Source organism: Nocardioides sp. T2.26MG-1 (assembly GCF_950101795.1).
Classification (GTDB): Bacteria; Actinomycetota; Actinomycetes; order Propionibacteriales; family Nocardioidaceae; genus Nocardioides.
On sequence record NZ_CATNLZ010000012.1, the window covers coordinates 109,507 to 126,166 of the forward strand.

Annotated in this window: 20 protein-coding genes; 10 read left to right on the plus strand and 10 right to left on the minus strand. The window is 71.5% G+C overall.

Features of this window, described 5'->3' with window-relative positions; all coding sequences use genetic code 11:
• Positions 1-13 precede the first annotated feature (13 nt).
• Complete coding sequence (locus tag QQZ14_RS10220; RefSeq protein WP_284534160.1) at positions 14-700, plus strand: GOLPH3/VPS74 family protein; 687 nt, start codon at positions 14-16, stop codon at positions 698-700.
• 9 nt (positions 701-709) lie between these two features.
• Here the strand turns inward: QQZ14_RS10220 and QQZ14_RS10225 are convergent, their stop codons facing one another.
• Genes QQZ14_RS10225 through chrA form a run of 3 tightly spaced genes read right to left on the minus strand, consistent with a single transcriptional unit; the run spans position 710 to position 3,022 of the window.
• Positions 710-1,267 (minus strand): TIGR03086 family metal-binding protein, encoded by a 558-nt coding sequence (locus QQZ14_RS10225; protein WP_284534161.1) that lies wholly within the window; start codon positions 1,265-1,267, stop codon positions 710-712.
• A gap of 23 nt (positions 1,268-1,290) precedes the next feature.
• Entirely contained in the window at positions 1,291-1,896 is a 606-nt protein-coding gene (locus tag QQZ14_RS10230; protein ID WP_284534163.1) for a mycothiol-dependent nitroreductase Rv2466c family protein, read from the minus strand.
• A gap of 1 nt (position 1,897) precedes the next feature.
• Complete coding sequence (chrA, locus tag QQZ14_RS10235) at positions 1,898-3,022, minus strand: chromate efflux transporter (protein ID WP_284534164.1); 1,125 nt, start codon at positions 3,020-3,022, stop codon at positions 1,898-1,900.
• Between the two features lie 64 nt (positions 3,023-3,086).
• On the opposite strand from chrA, the gene pepN reads away from it, so the two are divergent.
• The gene (gene pepN / locus QQZ14_RS10240; RefSeq protein ID WP_284534165.1) at positions 3,087-5,633 is read left to right on the plus strand and encodes an aminopeptidase N; all 2,547 of its coding nucleotides are present in this window, start codon (positions 3,087-3,089) and stop codon (positions 5,631-5,633) included.
• 41 nt (positions 5,634-5,674) lie between these two features.
• Here the strand turns inward: pepN and QQZ14_RS10245 are convergent, their stop codons facing one another.
• Both QQZ14_RS10245 and QQZ14_RS10250 read right to left on the minus strand, forming a co-directional pair.
• Entirely contained in the window at positions 5,675-6,055 is a 381-nt protein-coding gene (locus tag QQZ14_RS10245) for a DUF5130 family protein (RefSeq protein ID WP_284534166.1), read from the minus strand.
• Positions 6,042-6,392, minus strand: coding sequence for a hypothetical protein (locus QQZ14_RS10250; protein ID WP_284534167.1), 351 nt, complete (start codon positions 6,390-6,392; stop codon positions 6,042-6,044). Before QQZ14_RS10250 ends, QQZ14_RS10245 begins: the two co-directional genes overlap by 14 nt.
• 66 nt (positions 6,393-6,458) lie before the next feature.
• On the opposite strand from QQZ14_RS10250, the gene QQZ14_RS10255 reads away from it, so the two are divergent.
• Positions 6,459-7,502 (plus strand): mechanosensitive ion channel family protein, encoded by a 1,044-nt coding sequence (locus tag QQZ14_RS10255; RefSeq protein WP_284534168.1) that lies wholly within the window; start codon positions 6,459-6,461, stop codon positions 7,500-7,502.
• Positions 7,503-7,534: 32 nt separating this feature from the next.
• Here the strand turns inward: QQZ14_RS10255 and QQZ14_RS10260 are convergent, their stop codons facing one another.
• On the minus strand, positions 7,535-7,960 hold the full coding sequence (locus QQZ14_RS10260) for an OsmC family protein (protein ID WP_284534171.1): 426 nt from the start codon (positions 7,958-7,960) through the stop codon (positions 7,535-7,537).
• A gap of 111 nt (positions 7,961-8,071) precedes the next feature.
• Here QQZ14_RS10260 and QQZ14_RS10265 point away from each other — a divergent pair, with 111 nt between their 5' ends.
• From QQZ14_RS10265 to QQZ14_RS10280, 4 genes are all read left to right on the plus strand, one after another.
• Positions 8,072-8,446: a globin gene (locus QQZ14_RS10265; RefSeq protein ID WP_284534172.1), complete on the plus strand. Its 375-nt coding sequence runs from the start codon at positions 8,072-8,074 to the stop codon at positions 8,444-8,446.
• A gap of 119 nt (positions 8,447-8,565) precedes the next feature.
• The gene (locus QQZ14_RS10270) at positions 8,566-9,078 is read left to right on the plus strand and encodes a hypothetical protein (RefSeq protein WP_284534173.1); all 513 of its coding nucleotides are present in this window, start codon (positions 8,566-8,568) and stop codon (positions 9,076-9,078) included.
• A gap of 75 nt (positions 9,079-9,153) precedes the next feature.
• Positions 9,154-9,804 (plus strand): hypothetical protein, encoded by a 651-nt coding sequence (locus QQZ14_RS10275; protein WP_284534174.1) that lies wholly within the window; start codon positions 9,154-9,156, stop codon positions 9,802-9,804.
• Positions 9,801-10,373, plus strand: a complete 573-nt coding sequence (locus tag QQZ14_RS10280; RefSeq protein ID WP_284534175.1) for an RNA polymerase sigma factor — start codon at positions 9,801-9,803, stop codon at positions 10,371-10,373. The genes QQZ14_RS10275 and QQZ14_RS10280 overlap by 4 nt, the downstream gene beginning before the upstream one ends.
• On the opposite strand, the gene QQZ14_RS10285 is transcribed toward QQZ14_RS10280, so the two are convergent.
• Entirely contained in the window at positions 10,337-11,191 is an 855-nt protein-coding gene (locus QQZ14_RS10285; protein ID WP_284534176.1) for an acyl-CoA thioesterase, read from the minus strand. The genes QQZ14_RS10280 and QQZ14_RS10285 overlap by 37 nt on opposite strands.
• Before the next feature lie 70 nt (positions 11,192-11,261).
• A complete protein-coding gene (locus QQZ14_RS10290) occupies positions 11,262-11,438 on the minus strand; it encodes a hypothetical protein (protein ID WP_284534179.1) in 177 nt (58 codons plus the stop codon).
• A 125-nt stretch (positions 11,439-11,563) separates the two neighbouring features.
• On the opposite strand from QQZ14_RS10290, the gene QQZ14_RS10295 reads away from it, so the two are divergent.
• The 3 genes from QQZ14_RS10295 (at position 11,564) to QQZ14_RS10305 (ending at position 14,117) form a co-directional block, all read left to right on the plus strand.
• On the plus strand, positions 11,564-12,160 hold the full coding sequence (locus QQZ14_RS10295; RefSeq protein WP_284534181.1) for a TetR/AcrR family transcriptional regulator: 597 nt from the start codon (positions 11,564-11,566) through the stop codon (positions 12,158-12,160).
• A 96-nt stretch (positions 12,161-12,256) separates the two neighbouring features.
• Complete coding sequence (locus QQZ14_RS10300) at positions 12,257-13,471, plus strand: acetyl-CoA C-acetyltransferase (protein WP_284534182.1); 1,215 nt, start codon at positions 12,257-12,259, stop codon at positions 13,469-13,471.
• Between the two features lie 151 nt (positions 13,472-13,622).
• Positions 13,623-14,117 carry a MarR family winged helix-turn-helix transcriptional regulator gene (locus QQZ14_RS10305; RefSeq protein ID WP_284534183.1) on the plus strand — a complete coding sequence of 165 codons (495 nt, stop codon included), beginning with the start codon at positions 13,623-13,625 and terminating at the stop codon, positions 14,115-14,117.
• Positions 14,118-14,370: 253 nt separating this feature from the next.
• Here the strand turns inward: QQZ14_RS10305 and ettA are convergent, their stop codons facing one another.
• Both ettA and QQZ14_RS10315 read right to left on the minus strand, forming a co-directional pair.
• Positions 14,371-16,053: an energy-dependent translational throttle protein EttA gene (gene ettA / locus QQZ14_RS10310; protein ID WP_284534184.1), complete on the minus strand. Its 1,683-nt coding sequence runs from the start codon at positions 16,051-16,053 to the stop codon at positions 14,371-14,373.
• A gap of 75 nt (positions 16,054-16,128) precedes the next feature.
• Entirely contained in the window at positions 16,129-16,548 is a 420-nt protein-coding gene (locus QQZ14_RS10315; RefSeq protein WP_284534185.1) for a single-stranded DNA-binding protein, read from the minus strand.
• Positions 16,549-16,660 lie beyond the last annotated feature (112 nt).

Genomic DNA, 16,660 nt, shown 5'->3' on the forward strand with positions numbered 1-16,660 from the left:
CTACGGTCGCTGCGTGGAGACCTTGATCGCGGAGGACCTGCTGCTCCTGCTGCTGGACGACGAGGACGGCAGGCTCACGATCACCTCGTATCCCGAGACCGTGCTGGGCGGCGCACTGCTCGTCGAGCTCGCCATCATCGGGGCCGTCGAGGTGGAGGAGAAGTCCAGCGCCTGGCGCTCGGTGAAGGTGCGCACGACCGGGGAGGCCCCGGCCGACCCCGTGCGGCGGGCGGCGTACGACGTCGTCGGCGAGAAGGCGCGGACGGCGAGCGACCTCGTCACCCGGCTGGGCAAGGGCACGAAGACGGAGCTCGCCGACCGCCTGGCCGCCCGCGGCATCCTCGAGCGCCGCGAGGACCGCGTGCTCGGGTTGTTCCCCCGCACCCGGTGGCCGGCGGTCGACTCCACCCACGAGGAGGCGGTCCGTCGAGCGCTCGCGGCCGTCCTGGTCGAGGGCGTCGAGCCGGACGAGCGCACCGGCGCGCTGGTGGCGCTGCTCTCGGCGATCGACAAGCCGCACTTGGTCGTCGACCACCGGGGGCTGTCCTCCGGCGAGGTGCGCAAGCGCGCCAAGAGGATCGCCGAGGGCGACTGGGCCGCGAAGGCGGTCCGCGACGCCGTCGCCGCCTCGACGGCGGCGATCACCGCCGCGATCGTGGCCACGACCGCCGCCGCGAGCGCCGGGAGCGGCAGCAGCTGACGAGCCGCCTCAGCCGGCCGATCGACCCGCGAACGCGGCGAGCCGCTCGTAGGGTCCCGCGTCCTCCGCGGCGGGCTGCTCGGGGCCGAACGCGCCGCCGCGGTTCTCGGAGGTGAGGCCGGCCCGCAGGAACTCGAGACCACGGGTCGCGACCTCGGGGTCGAGGCGGCCGACCGGGTAGCCGATCGCCGTCGCGAGGTCCCAGGTGTGGAGGGCCAGCTCGGCGGTCGCCATGTCCGCGCTCGAGGTCGCCTCGCCGGCGTGCTCGTGCCACCAGTGGATGAGGTCGTCGGCGACGACCCGGAAGGCCGGACCCCACTCCTCGGTGACGTGCGGCGGCGGCGCGGACCAGTCGGGCTGCTCGCCGCGCGCCATCGTCAGGAAGCTCGACGGGGTGGCGACCAGGTGGTCGGCGAGCGTGGCGACGTCCCACTCGGTGCACGGAGTCGGACGGTCCAGCAGGTCGCGGTGCACCTGGTCGAGCACGTCACCCGCCTGGTCCAGTGCGCGTGCGAGCACCCGGACGTCGTCTCCCCAGTCGGCCTGCGGTGTGTGGTGGGTCGTCATGCTCCCCACGCTATTGGCGCCGGTCAGGAGAAGTCGAGGTCCTCGGTGCGACTGCGCTTGAGCTCGTAGAAGTGGTCGAAGGCCGAGAGCGTGACGAACGCGTCCCACATCCGGCCGGCGTCCTCGCCGCGGGGTGCCTTGCTGATCACCGGGCCGAAGAACGCGTGGCCCTCGAAGGCGATCGTCGGCGTGCCGACCTCGTTGCCGACCTGGTCCATGCCGAGGTGGTGCGAGCGCGCGATGGCCTCGTCGTACGACGCGTCGTCCATCGCGTCCGCGAGCCCGAGGTCGACACCGGCCTCCTGGAGCGCCGCCTCGATGGTCGCGCGGTCCTTCTCCGCCTTCTCGAGGTGGAAGCGGTTGCCGAGCGCGGTGTACAGAGGCAGCAGCACCTCCTTGCCGTACTTCTGCTCCGCGGCCATGGCCACCCGCACCGGACCCCAGGCGGGCTTGAGGAACTCGCGGTAGTCGTCGGGGATGTCCTTGTCCTGGTTGAGGTAGGCCAGGCTCATGATGTGCCAGGTGACCTCGATGTCGCGGACCTGCTCGACCTCGAGGATCCAGCGCGAGGTGATCCACGCGAAGGGGCAGACGGGGTCGAACCAGAAGTCAGCGTTGGTCTTGGTCATGTCAGGCCCAACCGAGCAGGCCGAGCAGTATTCCCGCCGCGGCGCCGCCCCCGACGTACCAGGCGGAGTTGAGCCGGGTGCGCCACATCAGCAGCAGCGTCACCGCGAAGATCCCCAGCGTCCAGCCGTCGGCCAGCGCGGAGCGCCCCAGCTGCCACGACACCCCGGCCATCAGCGCGAGTGCGGTCGCGTTGAGGCCGTCGAGCATCGTCGACGTCCACGGCGAGGACCGGAGCCGGTCGGTGATGCGGGTCAGCAGACCCACGAAGACGAACGACGGCAGGAAGATGCCGACGGTCGCGAGGAAGGCGCCGGGCAGGCCCGCGACCAGGTAGCCGAGGAACGTCGCGGTCGTGAAGACCGGGCCGGGCGTCACCTGGCCGATCGACACCGCGTCGAGGAGCTGCTGCTGGGTGACCCAGCCGAGCCGGTCGACCAGGTCGCCCTGGAGGAAGGCGAGCAGCACGTAGCCGCTGCCGTAGAGGACCGAGCCGATCTTCACCATGGTCACGAACAGCTGACCCAGCTGGCCCGCCGTGGGGTCGGGGAACAGCACGGCGAGCGGCGCCAGCAGGGCGTGCCGTCCGCCGCGGCTCGCGGCCCGGACGAGACCGGCGAGCGCCGCGCCGCCGAACAGGACGACGAGCTCGTGCACGCCGAGGAGGTACGCCGCGAGCCCGGCGACGGCCAGGAGCCCGAGCCAGACGCTCTTCAGCACGGCCCGGAGCAGCGCCACCAGCGCCCAGGCGACGATCGCCAGCACGGCCGGGACCACCCCGTAGAGCAGCCACACTGCAGACGGGGTGTCGCCGTACTCGACGTACGCCCAGGCGAGTGCGGTCACGATCAGAGCCGCCGGCAGGATGAAGCAGAGGCCGGCCAGCAGCAGGCCGCGCCCGCGCGCCCGGTCGTAGCCGAGGTGGATCGCCAGCTCGGTGGAGTTCGGCCCCGGGATCAGGTTCGTGGCACCCATCAGGTCCACGAACCGCTCGTCACTGACCCAGCCGCGGCGCCGCACGAGCTCCTCGCGCATCATCGCGGTGTGCGCGACCGGCCCGCCGAACGCGACCGTGCCCAGGCGGAGGAACACCAGAGCGACCTCGCGGGTCCGACTCGGTTCGCTCACGGCGCCATCATCCCGGGCGGATCTCCTTTTCTGCAGCGAGCACCCGGGTGGCAGGATGCCTCGCATGCCTGGAACCAACCTCACCCGGGACGAGGCCGCGACCCGCGCCGCGCTCCTGGACGTCACCTCGTACGCCATCGACCTGGACCTCACGACCGGTGACACGTCCTTCGGATCGACCACCACGATCCGCTTCACCTGCACCCAGCCGGGTGCCGAGACGTTCGCCGACCTCGTCGACGCGACCGTCCACGAGATCACGCTGAACGGCGAGCGGGTCGATCCGGCCACGGCGTACGCCGACAGCCGGATCACGCTGACCGGCCTCTCGGCCGACAACGAGCTCGTGGTGCGGGCCGACTGCACCTACTCGCGCACGGGTGAGGGCCTGCACCGGTTCGTCGACCCCGCCGACGACCGCGTCTACACCTACTCCCAGTTCGAGGTCCCGGACGCCCGCCGCGTCTACACGACGTTCGAGCAGCCCGACCTCAAGGCGCCGTTCACGTTCACCGTCACCGCTCCCGAGGGCTGGAAGGTCGTGTCCAACTCGCCGTCCCCCGAGCCCGAGAGCCTCGGCGACGGCAAGGCCGTGTGGACGTTCGCGCCGACCAAGCCGCTCTCGACGTACGTCACCGCGATCGTCGCGGGCGAGTACCACGAGGTGCAGCACGTCTACCACGGCAAGCACGGCGACATCCCGCTCGGCCACTACTGCCGCCAGTCGCTCGTCGAGCACCTCGACGTCGACGAGCTCGTGAAGATCACCGAGCAGGGCTTCGGCTACTTCGAGGACGCCTTCGACTACCCCTACCCGTTCGGCAAGTACGACCAGCTCTACGTGCCGGAGTACAACATGGGCGCGATGGAGAACGCCGGCTGCGTCACGCTGCGCGACGAGTACCTCCCCCGCAGCCGCCAGGACCGGGCGTTCTACGAGTTCCGCGTCGAGGTGATCCTCCACGAGATGGCGCACATGTGGTTCGGCGACCTCGTGACCATGAGGTGGTGGGACGACCTCTGGCTCAACGAGTCGTTCGCCGAGTGGGCCTGCTACCACGCGGCGGTGGAGGCCACCGAGTTCACCGAGGTGTGGACCGGCTTCACCAACGCCCGCAAGAACTGGGCCTACCGCCAGGACCAGCTGCCCAGCACCCACCCGATCGCCGCCGACAACGTCGACCTGCGCGCGGTCGAGGTCAACTTCGACGGCATCACCTACGCCAAGGGCGCCTCGGTGCTCAAGCAGCTGGTCGCCTGGGTCGGCCTGGACAACTTCCTCGAGGGCGTGCGCGCCTACTTCAAGGAGTTCGAGTACGGCAACACCGAGTTCAAGGACCTCCTGGCCGCGCTCGAGAAGTCCTCGGGCCGTGACCTGGAGGCCTGGGCACAGGAATGGCTGCAGACCGCGGGCGTCAACACGCTCTCGGCGGAGTTCGAGCTGGACGAGGACGGCAAGTACACGTCGTTCGCCGTCCGTCAGACCGCCGCCGACGAGCAGCCGACGCTGCGCCGGCACCGGCTCGGCATCGGCCTGTACGACGCCGTCGAGGGCCACCTGGTCCGCCGTACCTCCCTCGAGACCGACATCGCGGGCGAGCTCACCGAGGTCGCCGACCTGGTCGGGCAGCGCCAGCCCGACCTGCTGCTGCTCAACGAGGGCGACCTGGCCTACGCCAAGATCCGCCTCGACGAGCGCTCGCTGGCCACAGTCGTCGGCGGCATCGCGACCCTCGACGACTCCCTGGCCCGTGCCCTGTGCTGGGGTGCGGCCTGGGACATGACCCGCGACGCCGAGATGAGCGCGACGGACTTCGTCGCGCTGGTGCTCAGCGGCATCGGCAGCGAGAGCGACGCGTTCGGCGTGAGCCGGATCCCGACGTACGCCGCCCAGGCGTCCACGCTGTACGCCGCACCCGCGAACCGGGCCGCGCTGCGCGCCACCTGGGAGCAGGGCCTGCGCAAGCTGCTGCAGGACGCCGAGCCGGGCAGCGACCACCAGCTGTCCTTCGCCCGCGCCTACGCCGGGGCCGCGCACAGCGACGCCGCCCTGGCCGACCTCGAGGGGCTGCTCGACGGCACCCTCACGTTCGAGGGTCTGGCGGTCGACACCGACCTGCGCTGGACGCTGCTCAGCGGGCTGGCCAAGAACGGCCGGGCCGACGACGCCCGGATCGCTGCGGAGCTCGCCCAGGACAACACGATCTCCGGGCAGGAGCACGCGGCCGCGGCCCGGGCCCTGCGCCCGACCGCCGAGGCCAAGGCCGAGGCGTGGGACATCGCGATCGTGCGCGACGACGTCGCCAACGAGACGCAGCGCAGCGTGGTGCTCGCCTTCCAGGTGTTCGGCCAGGACGACGTGCTCACGCCGTACGTCGAGAAGTACCTGGAGGCGGCCGACACCCTCTGGGAGGACAAGGGCACCCAGCGGGCCTCGACCGCGCTGGAGTTCATGTTCCCCAAGCAGCTGGCGAGCCAGGATCTCCTCGACCGGGTCGACGCCTGGCTGGAGTCCTCCCCCGCCAACCCGGCCGCGAAGCGCTACGTCCGCGAGGGCCGCGCCGACGTCGCCCGGGCGCTCGCCGCCCAGGCAAAGGACGCCCAGGCCTGATCTGACGTTGACCCGCCCGAAACTTTCGGGCGGGTCAACCTCTAGTCGGTGTGGAGCGTCTGCGGCGCGCGGGCGTGGTCGGCCAGCATCTGCAGCCCGCGGCGCAGGCCGCCGACGAGGTCGCCGACGGCGAAGGAGCTCTGCATCTGCACCGCGCTCAGCTCGACCTCCTGGTCGGTGAGGTGGCGGCGTACGACGGAGCCGGTGACGATCTCGAGGGCCCGCGCGGCGGGGTCGACGAGCACCAGGACGCTGCGCTCGGGCGCCACCAGCGCGGCGTGCAGGCGGCTCGCGAACTCGTGCGGCTCACCCTCGGCGCGCCCGACGAACACGCTGAACTCGTAGCGCGACACCTGCTCGGCGGAGCGGATGGCCTCCTCGATCGAGAAGCGCTCCGCCGCGCTGAACTCACCAGCGCGCACTGGTGCCGCCTGTGGCCGCGTCGTCCTCCGCCGGTGCCGACAGCTCCGCGGTGCCCTGCCGCGGCCCGCCGAACCAGTGGTCCTCGGCCGCGTGGCCCGTCGTCGGGACCCGCTCGCCGTGGCGCCGGCCCGAGGCGAACACCAGGAGCGTGATCACGACGATCAGCAGCAGCGGGACGCCGCCGAGCAGCAGCAGCGCCTGCGTCGGGTCGACCGGGTCGGGGGTGTCCCAGCCCTCCGGCACGTCCGCACCGGCGGGACCGGATGCGGCGAGGACCAGCGCCCCCGAGACGAGGACGACGGCGGTACGACGGATCAGGTTCGCGAGCGTGGTCACGGGCAGAAGGGTAACGCCCCGCCCGCCGGTCACCCGACCTTGTCCGGTGCGGTAGACATGGGGCCCATGTTCGGGTTCGACGACACGCAGTGTGATCCCTCCGACAGCCTCTGCAAGACCGTCCTCGACTGGACCGACAACCAGAAGCTCGCCAACGCCTCGGACATCCTGATCGGCAAGCCCCTCGCGATCATCGGCCTGCTGCTCCTCATGATGGTCGTGCGGTGGATGCTGCACCGCCTCGTCGACCGGCTGGTGCTGCGGGCCGAGGACGGCGTGCTGCCCGACCGGATGAGCCGCTTCGGCCTGCGCGGCAAGGCCGCCCAGCAGGCCAGCGCCCAGGACCTCGCCGCCTCGACCCGCCGCGTGCAGCGCGCCAAGACGATGGGCGACCTGCTGAAGAGCGTGATCACCGGCCTGCTGATCGCGGTGTTCGGCACGATGGTCCTCAGCGAGGTCGGCGTGAACATCGCCCCGATCATCGCCAGCGCCGGCATCATCGGCATCGCCCTCGGCTTCGGCGCCCAGTCGCTCGTCAAGGACTTCCTGTCCGGGATCTTCATGATCTTCGAGGACCAGTACGGCGTCGGCGACGTCGTCGACGTCGGTGAGGCCAGCGGCACGGTCGAGGCGGTCAGCCTCCGGGTCACCCGCCTGCGCGACCTCAACGGGACGGTCTGGTACGTCCCGAACGGCGAGATCCTGCGGGTCGGCAACATGAGCCAGAACTGGTCGCGGGCCGTCGTGGACGTCGCGGTCGGCTACCGCGAGGACGTCGCCCGGGTGACCCGGGTGCTGAAGGAGATCGCGCACGACCTGTGGGAGGACGACGACTTCCGCGGCATCATCATCGAGGAGCCCGAGGTGACCGGCGTCGAGGTCCTCGGACCCGAGTCCCTCACGCTCCGGGTGCTGCTCAAGACGGCCCCGATGGAGCAGTGGGGCGTGGCTCGGGAGCTGCGCCAGCGGGTCAAGGCCCGGTTCGACCACGAGGGCATCGAGATCCCGCTCCCGCAGCGCGTGGTCTGGCACCGCGAGGACGCCCTCCACCAGGAGGACGAGACGCCGACGGGCCCCGCCCCGGCTGGGGAGGAGCCCGTCGAGAGCTGATCGACGCCCGCGTCAGCGGAGCCGAAGGGTGATCACGCCAGGGACGCCTCGAGCGTGATCGTGGTGCCGGCGAGCGCCTGGCTGACCGGGCAGCCCTCCTTGGCGGCCTGGGCTGCGGCGACGAAGTCGTCGTTGCTGATGCCGTCCACGGCACCGCGCACGGTCAGCTTGATGCCGGTGATGCCGGTGCCGGGGGTGAACTCGACCTCGGCGCTCGTGTCCAACGAGGTCGGCGGGGTGCCGGCCTTGGCGAGACCGTTGGACAGCGCCATCGAGAAGCAGGACGAGTGTGCGGCGGCGATCAGCTCCTCCGGGCTCGTCTTGCCGTTCGCCTCCTCGGCGCGCGAGGGCCACGAGACGTCGTACGTCCCGATCCCGGAGGACTCGAGGGTGACCTTGCCGGCCCCCTCGAAGAGGCTCCCCTCCCAGTGCGTGGTGGCGATGCGAGTCGTTGCCATGTGCGGATCACTCCTCATGGTTGGCGGGTGCGTTCGCCCGTGATGTCGGGAACATCGGGAGTCTTGCACGCCGCCGAGCGACGCTCACCGGTCGACCGCAAGAATGGACCGGTGAGCACCTTCTACGAGGAGATCGGCGGCTTCGAGACCTTCCAACGCATCGTCGCCAGGTTCTACGAGGGCGTCGCCGAGGACCCGGTGCTCCGGCCGCTCTACCCCGAGGAGGACCTCGGGCCGGCGGAGGAGCGGTTCCTGCTCTTCCTGGTGCAGTACTGGGGCGGCCCGACGACGTACTCCGACAACCGCGGCCACCCGCGGCTGCGGATGCGGCACGCGCCGTTCGCGGTGACCCCGGAGGCCAAGGAGCACTGGCTGCAGCACTTCCGCGCCGGACTCGACGAGGTCGCCCTGCCCCCCGAGCAGGACGCGAGGTTCTGGGACTACGTCACCCACGCCGCTCAGTTCATGGTCAACAGCCTCGAGTGAGGCCTCCCAGGGCCCGCGCGGGAATCTCGGGCTCCGTGTAACACCAGGTCGCACTCGCGACAGGTGAAGGTGAACGGGCGGACAGCCGCCGACCCCACCTACGACACAGGAGGCCCAGCATGCGCAGGACCACCACCGCTGTCACCGCGACCGCAGCACTCGCCGCCGCACTCACCTTCGGCACGGCGTACGCGACCCAGACCGGTACCGACTCCGACGACGCCAGCGCCGCGGCGACCACGGCGACCGGCTCGCCGGTCGTGAACAAGAACGGCCACGAGGTCAACGAGCACGCCGCCGCCGGCCAGGCCCGCGCGGCCGAGGCCCGTGCCCAGCACCTGGCGTCCGAGACGCCGACCGAGGCACCCGAGACCGAGGCCCCGGAGACCGAGGCCCCCGAGACCGAGGCCCCGGAGACCGAGGCGCCCGAGACCGAGGCTCCGGAGGCCGAGGGCCCGAACGAGCACGCGGGCACCCACCCGGACACCCACGCGCTCCTGGGCGGCACCGAGCACGGCCACGACGGCGAGCACGGGCACCAGGGCGACGACGGTGACCGCGGCAACGGCCCGGACGAGCACGCCGGCGACCACCCGAACGAGCACGCCTCCCCGGCCCCCTCGGAGGGCTGACCCCCCAGGACCGGCGGTCCCGGCGTGACCCACCCCCGACTAACGTCGGGACCGCCTACCCTGGGAGGAGATCTCATGGCCGACCACCCTTCTCCCGGCGCCCCGCTGCGCACCCCGGCTCCCACGCTGGAGCCGGACGACGCCCTGCTCGCGCGCCTCAGCTCGCTCGCCGCGGCCGGTGCCCCCGCACCGGCCGGCGCAGCGGCACCGCGCGTGACCTGGCGCGTGGGCCTGGCCGCGGCGAGTGTCGCGGCGGTGCTGGTCGGCGCCGCCTGGATCGGCGGCCTGGGAGACACCGAGGCGCCCACGGACCCGGCGCCGGCGTCCACGCCGCCCGACCCCGCGCCGCTCCCCACGACCACACCCGACCCGTCGCCGACCGGGGCCACCGGCTCACCGGACGCGTCGGCGACCGGCACCCCGGCAGCCGGCGGCCCCGGAGCGACCTCGGGCGACGGCAGCGACCCGCAGGGCTCCTCCGGCGCGGGCGACGACGGTGACGCCGGCGAGGGCAACCACGACGACCAGGGCCAGGGCGACAACGACCAGCAACAGGGCGACACCGGCCCGGGCAAGAGCCAGGGCCCCGACGAGCACGCGGGCGACCACCCGAACGAGCACGCCTCCCAGCACCCCTCACCGCGGGCCTCGGGGCACGCGGACGTCGCAGACCAAGACGCCGGGGACCGCCCCGGCGCCGGAGCAGGTGGCAGACAACCCAGGTGAGCAACGACGACGAGGTGGTGGCGGCCGCGAAGCGCGGTGACGCCGAGGCTTGGCGCGCCCTCTACCGGGCGCACGCCGGCCGGCTCCTCGTCTGGTTGAGCACCCGTCCCAGCGGGGACAGCGCGGTCACCGCCGAGGACCTCGCGGCCGAGACCTGGCTGGTCGCGGCTGAGCGCATCCACTCCTTCGCGGGGACCTCCTCGGACTTCGCGGGCTGGCTGTTCGGCGTGGCCCGCAACCTCGGCGGCAACACCCACCGCCGCAGCCTCCGCCGCAGCACCTACGCGACCGACCCGCACGAGCTCGGCGAGCCGGGCGTCGTCCCCGGGCCGGAGCCGTCGTACGCCGCGCAGGACTGGGTGGTCCGCGCCCTCGCGATGCTGCCGCCCCGCGAACGCGACGTGGTCGGCTGCCTCGACGTCGTGGGTCTGGATGTGGAGACGACGGCCCGCGCCCTCGGCATCTCCGCCGTGGCCGTCCGCGTGGCGCGGCACCGGGGCCTCAAGCGCCTGCGCCTGAACGCGCCGAGACCTCAGGAGACCAGCAGCGAGCGGAGCCCGTCGAGGTAGGCCTCCGGGGGCACCACCGAGCGCTCGGTGCGCGGGTCGAAGAACACGATCGCCACGCGCGCCCGGGCCAGCACGGTCTCCCCGTCGAGGATCAGCGACTCGATGGTCGCCGAACGCTGCCCGACCCGCGATGCCCACGACCACGCGTCGTACGGCTCGGGCCGGAACAGGATCGGCACGCGATAGTCGACGTCCGTCTGCGCGACCACCAGCGAGATCGGGTCGAGCCCCTGCCACAGGTCGGCGGTCAACAGGATCCGCGCCTCCTGGAGGTACTCGAAGTACTTCACGTTGTTGACGTGGCCGTAGGCGTCGACGTCGGAGAAGCGGACCTGGACCGGTGCGTGCACCGCGACGTCGGGCCGGGTCGTGGCGAGCGGGGCCTGTGGGGCCCGGTCGTCGGGCTCGAGGAAGACCGCGAGGGTCTCGCGCTCGGCCTGCGTGAGGCGGCGCGGGCGCTCGCTGGCGAAGACGTACGGCGTGAGCACGGTCTTGGCGCGCACGTAGACGCGGCGCTCCCCGTCGGGCTGCTCGTGGAAGATCTCGTAGGCGATCGTGAAGGTCGCGGCGCGGATCTCGGTGATCCAGGACTCGATGGTCACCGGCTCGAACCCGAAGGCGAGCGGGGCGAGGTAGCTGACCTCGTGCCGCACCACCACGACGCCCTCGGCCAGCTCGCCGGTGACCGCGGCTGGCCCGTGGGTGCGGAGCATGTCCACGCGGGCCTCTTGCAGGTAGTCCACGTAGACGACGTTGTTGACGTGCCCCAGCAGGTCCAGGTCGGCCCAGCGCAGGGGGCACCGGTAGGTGTGCCGCACGGCGTCGATGCTGCCAGACGTCAGCGCCCGTGCGGGCACGCGGGCACGCCCGTGGGACGCCGGGGTGGGATCAGTGCGTGAGCACCATGCGGCGGTAGTGCGTGCGCACCGACTCGTGGTGGGCGAGGCGGTCGCGACGGTTGCTGACGAAGAACTCGACCAGCACGCCGATGGCGAGCAGGGACGCGAGGACCCCGAAGACGACGAACGCCATCGCGACGGGGGCGAGGAACGTGTACGAGAGCATGGCCGTGACCCTTCTACAGGCGTAGATTCTACTTATGTAGAACGTACCGCCGGGGGCCGCGGCGAACAACTCGAGGGGTAGTGTCCCGGCTCACAGGCCCCCAGCACATCGCAGGAGAGGTCGAGATGTCATCCGCAAGTCCGCGCCGCCGCCAGCTGCTCGAGGCCGCCCTCCACGTGATCGCCGACGAGGGGTTGCGGGGTCTGACCCACCGTGCGGTGGACCGGCGCGCAGGGCTGCCCGAGGGCACCTGCTCGGCCTACCTGCGGACCCGGTCGGCGCTCCAGGGCGCGCTCACCGAGTACGTCGCGGACGCCCTGCTCTCCGACGTCGACCGGCTCGCCGAGCAGCTGCGTCTCGACTGCGAGTTCGAGCAGGAGAGCGTGGACGCGGCGCTCTCGCTGTTCTTGCGCTGGCTCGACCAGCGAGAGCTGCTGGTCGCCCGGCTCGAGCTGAGCATGGCGGCGACCAGGGACCCCGAACTGGCCCGGCTGCTCGCCGACCACCGGGCCCGCCTGGTGACGCTGGTGGAGGGGATCATGGCGACCACGGGCAAGCCGGACGTCCGTCATCGCGCCGAGACCCTGGTGGCGTCGTACGACGGCGTCCTGCTCGCGGCACTGCTGCGCTCCCCCGCCGAGCGCCCGGAGTTCCTGGCCAGGTCGCTCGAGCTCATCGGCGAGCAGCTGTCGAGCGAGGCCCCGGCACCGTCGGAAGCGTGACGAGCGTCTCGTCCGGAGCGATAGAACACGGTCTAATCTGGCCGGGCACCTCGACCCACCCCCGATCGCCACCGATCACGACCAGATGGAGCACGCATGCCCGAGGCAGTCATCGTTTCCGCCGCCCGCTCCCCTATCGGACGGGCCAACAAGGGCTCGCTGAAGGACCTGCGGCCCGACGACCTGAGCGCGCTGATCATCAAGACCGCGCTCGACAAGATCGAGGGTCTCGACCCCAACACGGTCGACGACGTCTACCTCGGCTGCGGCCTGCCCGGCGGTGAGTCGGGCAACAACATGGCGCGGATCGTGAACGTGCTCAACGGCATGGACGACGTCCCCGGTGCCACCGTGACCCGCTACTGCGCCTCCTCGGTGCAGACGACGCGGATGGCGTTCCACGCGATCAAGGCCGGCGAGGGCGACATCTTCGTCTCCGCCGGCGTCGAGACGGTCTCCCGGTTCGCCAAGGGGACCTCCGACCACTGGCCGGACACCAAGAACCCCCTCTACAACGACGCGATGGCCCGCACCGAGCAGACCGCCCAGGGCGGCGTCGACTGGCACGACCCGCGCGAGGACGGCGAGCTCCCCGACGCCTACATCGCGATGGGCCAGACGGCCGAGAACGTCGCGCGGCTGCGCAAGCTGGACCGCAGGGAGCTCGACGAGTTCGGCGTGCGCTCGCAGAACCTCGCCGAGAAGGCGATCAACGACGGCTTCTGGGCCCGCGAGATCACCCCGGTCACCACCCCCGACGGCACCGTCGTGACCCAGGACGACGGCCCGCGGGCCGGTGTCACCTACGAGGCGATCTCCCAGCTCCAGCCGGTCTTCCGGCCCGACGGCGTCGTCACCGCCGGCAACTGCTGCGCGCTCAACGACGGTGCTGCGGCGGTGGTGATCATGTCCGACACCAAGGCCGCGGAGCTCGGCGCGAAGCCGCTGGCCCGCATCGTGGCGACCGGCGTCAGCGGGCTGTCGCCCGAGATCATGGGCCTCGGCCCGGTCGAGGCGACCCGCCGTGCGCTGGCGAACGCGAAGATGAGCATCGGCGACATCGACCTGGTCGAGATCAACGAGGCGTTCGCGGCCCAGGTGGTGCCGTCGTACCAGGACCTCGGCATCGACCTCGACCGGCTCAACATCAACGGCGGCGCGATCGCGGTGGGCCACCCCTTCGGGATGACGGGTGCCCGGCTGCAGAACACGATGCTGAACTCGCTGGACTGGCACGACAAGAGCACCGGCCTGATCACGATGTGCGTGGGCGGCGGCCAGGGCATGGCGCTGATCCTCGAGCGGATGTAGGAGCCTGCTGCACGACGCGCGATCCGCTCGCACACCACCCTCGAACGCCCGGCCACCCTCGCGGCCGGGCGTTCGTCGTCTCGACGGAGGTCACACCGCGGATCCGCCGAGGACGCTCCCCGGCCTCACGGTGACGTCCTACACTGCCGGTGTGAGCGACATCGGGGGTGGCCAGACGCGGTGGCTGGACGACGAGGAGCAGCGCTCCTGGCGAGCCCTGCTGATGGGGATGACGCTCCTGCTCGACCGGCTCGACGACGACCTGCGCCGTCAGTGTGACCTCTCGCTCGTCGAGTACGAGATCCTGGTGCGCCTCTCCGAGGCCGAGGAGCGGCGCATGCGGATGGCGCACCTCGCCGACGCCCTCGCGCACAGCCGCAGCCGGGTCACCCACACCGTCGCCCGGATGGAGCACGCCGGCCTGGTCCTGCGCAAGAGCTCCCCCGACGACGGCCGCGGGGTCGTCGCGATCATGACCGACAAGGGCTTCGACCTGCTGGAGCGGATGGCCCCCGTCCACGTGGAGGGCGTGCGCGCCCACCTCGTCGACCTGGTCAGCCGCGAGGACTTCCTCGCGGTCGGCCGGGTCATGAACGCCGTCTCCGACCACCTCATCGACGCCCACCCTGCCATGGAGATCCGCTGACCTTGATCGGCGGCAGCCGACCAAACGGAAGCGGGTCGAGCGAGCGCGCGGTCGAGCTTGCGAGACCGCGACCGCGGGTCGAGACCCAGTAGATCTGCGGGCACCCCAGCCCGCGGGAAGCAAGGGCGAGACGCCGCAGGGCGGCGACCGGAGTCACCGCCCTGCGTAGGTCTCGCCCTGCGTAGCTCTCGGTGGCTTCGAGGCTCGCTGCGCTCGCACCTCAACCACCGGGCGCCCCGACCATCGAGGTGGCTCAGTCGCGCGTGAGCCGCCGGTGGGTGACGCGGTGCGGGCGGGCGGCCTCCTGGCCGAGCCGCTCGATCTTGTTCTCCTCGTAGGAGGCGAAGTTGCCCTCGAACCAGAACCACTTCGCGTCGTCCTCGTCGTCGCCCTCCCAGGCGAGGATGTGCGTGGCGACCCGGTCGAGGAACCACCGGTCGTGGGAGGTGACCACGGCGCAGCCCGGGAAGTCGAGGATCGCGTCCTCGAGCGAGGACAGGGTCTCGACGTCCAGGTCGTTGGTCGGCTCGTCGAGCAGCAGCACGTTGCCGCCCATCTTGAGGGTGAGCGCGAGGTTGAGGCGGTTGCGCTCGCCGCCGGAGAGGACGCCGGCCTTCTTCTGCTGGTCGGGGCCCTTGAACCCGAACGACGCCACGTAGGCGCGGGAGTTCATCTCGAAGTTCGCGACCTTGATGAAGTCCAGCCCGTCGGACACGACCTCCCAGACGTTCTTCTGGGGGTCGATGCCGCCGCGGCTCTGGTCGACGTAGGAGATCTTCACGGTCTGGCCGACGGTGAGCACGCCCTCGTCGGGCTCCTCGTTGCCGGTGATCATCCGGAACAGCGTGGTCTTGCCGACGCCGTTGGGGCCGATCACGCCGACGATGCCGGCGCGCGGGAGCGTGAACGAGAGGTCGTGCATGAGCGTGCGGCCCTCGAAGCCCTTGGTCAGGCCCTTGGCCTCCAGCACCACGTCACCGAGCCGCGGACCGGCGGGGATGTTGATCTCGGAGGTGTCGATCTTGCGGGCGCGGTCCGCCTCGGCCGCCATCTCCTCGTAGCGGGCCAGACGCGACTTGCTCTTCGCCTGCCGGGCCTTGGGGTTGGAGCGGACCCACTCCAGCTCCTTCTCGAGCATCCGGGCGCGCTTGGCGTCCTTCTGGCCCTCGATCTTGAGCCGGTCCTTCTTGGTCTCCAGGTAGGTGGAGTAGTTGCCCTCGTAGCCGTGGACCTGGCCGCGGTCGACCTCGGCGATCCACTCGGCGACGTTGTCGAGGAAGTACCGGTCGTGGGTCACGGCCAGGACGGCGCCCGGGTAGCTCTTGAGGTGGCCCTCGAGCCACTGCACCGACTCGGCGTCGAGGTGGTTGGTGGGCTCGTCGAGCAGCAGCAGGTCGGGCTGCTGGAGGAGCAGCTTGCACAGCGCGACCCGGCGGCGCTCGCCACCGGACAGGTTGTCGACCAGCGCCTCGGGCGGCGGGCAGCGCAGCGCGTCCATCGCCTGGTCGAGCCGGCTGTCGAGGTCCCAGGCGTTCGCGTGGTCCAGCTCGGTCTGGAGGTTGCCGGCCTCCTCGTTGAGCTTGTCGAGGTCGGCGTCCGGGTCGCCCATCGCGGCGTACAGCTCGTCGAGCCGCGCCATCTTGCCCTTGAGCTCGCCGACGGCCTCCTCGACGTTCTCGAGGACGGTCTTGCCCTCGGTCAGCGGGGGCTCCTGCTGGAGCATCCCCACCGTCGCGTCGGGGTCGATGATCGCGTCGCCGTTGTTGGGGTGGTCGAGGCCCGCCATGATCTTCAGCAGCGACGACTTGCCGGCGCCGTTGGGGCCGACCACGCCGATCTTCGCCCCGTGCAGGAAGGACAGGGTCACGTTGTCGAGGACGACCTTGTCGCCGTGGGCCTTGCGCACGTTGCGCAGGGTGAACACATATTCCGCCATGATCACGAAGCCTAGTTGGCAAACGGTCATGAGACCTGATCGGGGGCGGCGGCCTCGACCGGCCGTGGCGAGCGCTCACGCGGCGACCTCCTCCCCCGGAGCGTCCGGGACCACGGTCTCGGCGGTGCGCTCGCGCGGCGGGTTGCGCGTGAACGTGCTGGTGCCCCGGGTCAGGTCGTGGCCGAGGTGCGCGGCGTCGATCTCGAAGCTGGTGACCTCGACGTTGTCGGAGTTGACCCACAACCTGACCTCGAGCCGCCCGTGCACGACCACCGGGTCGCCCCGGCGCAGCGAGGCGGCGCAGTTCTCGGCGAGCTGACGCCAGACGTTGACCGTGTACCACTGCGTGGTGCCGTCGGACCAGTTCTCGGTGCGGCGGTTGAACCGGCGCGGCGTGCAGGCCAGCCGGAAGCTGGCCACGGGGGTGTCGCCGGCGCGGCGGAGCGTCACGTCGCTGCCGAGCCAGCCCTGCAGCGTGATGAGCGATTCGTTCATGGAGGTCTCCTTGCCTCGGTCGGGGCTTTCCCTGATCGAGGCTCGGCGGCCGCGCCGACAGCGGCGACGTACGGCGACGGGTGCTGTGGAGACCGCGGCCGGAACGGCCGCT

Coding starts and splice junctions, on each gene's coding strand:
- QQZ14_RS10315 (WP_284534185.1), bottom strand. CDS start 16,548: ATGAACGAATCGCTCATCACGCTGCAGGGCTGGCTCGGCAGCGACGTG.
- QQZ14_RS10225 (WP_284534161.1), bottom strand. CDS start 1,267: ATGACGACCCACCACACACCGCAGGCCGACTGGGGAGACGACGTCCGG.
- QQZ14_RS10290 (WP_284534179.1), bottom strand. CDS start 11,438: ATGCTCTCGTACACGTTCCTCGCCCCCGTCGCGATGGCGTTCGTCGTC.
- QQZ14_RS10275 (WP_284534174.1), top strand. CDS start 9,154: ATGGCCGACCACCCTTCTCCCGGCGCCCCGCTGCGCACCCCGGCTCCC.
- QQZ14_RS10295 (WP_284534181.1), top strand. CDS start 11,564: ATGTCATCCGCAAGTCCGCGCCGCCGCCAGCTGCTCGAGGCCGCCCTC.
- ettA (WP_284534184.1), bottom strand. CDS start 16,053: ATGGCGGAATATGTGTTCACCCTGCGCAACGTGCGCAAGGCCCACGGC.
- pepN (WP_284534165.1), top strand. CDS start 3,087: ATGCCTGGAACCAACCTCACCCGGGACGAGGCCGCGACCCGCGCCGCG.
- QQZ14_RS10300 (WP_284534182.1), top strand. CDS start 12,257: ATGCCCGAGGCAGTCATCGTTTCCGCCGCCCGCTCCCCTATCGGACGG.
- QQZ14_RS10270 (WP_284534173.1), top strand. CDS start 8,566: ATGCGCAGGACCACCACCGCTGTCACCGCGACCGCAGCACTCGCCGCC.
- QQZ14_RS10230 (WP_284534163.1), bottom strand. CDS start 1,896: ATGACCAAGACCAACGCTGACTTCTGGTTCGACCCCGTCTGCCCCTTC.
- QQZ14_RS10260 (WP_284534171.1), bottom strand. CDS start 7,960: ATGGCAACGACTCGCATCGCCACCACGCACTGGGAGGGGAGCCTCTTC.
- QQZ14_RS10255 (WP_284534168.1), top strand. CDS start 6,459: ATGTTCGGGTTCGACGACACGCAGTGTGATCCCTCCGACAGCCTCTGC.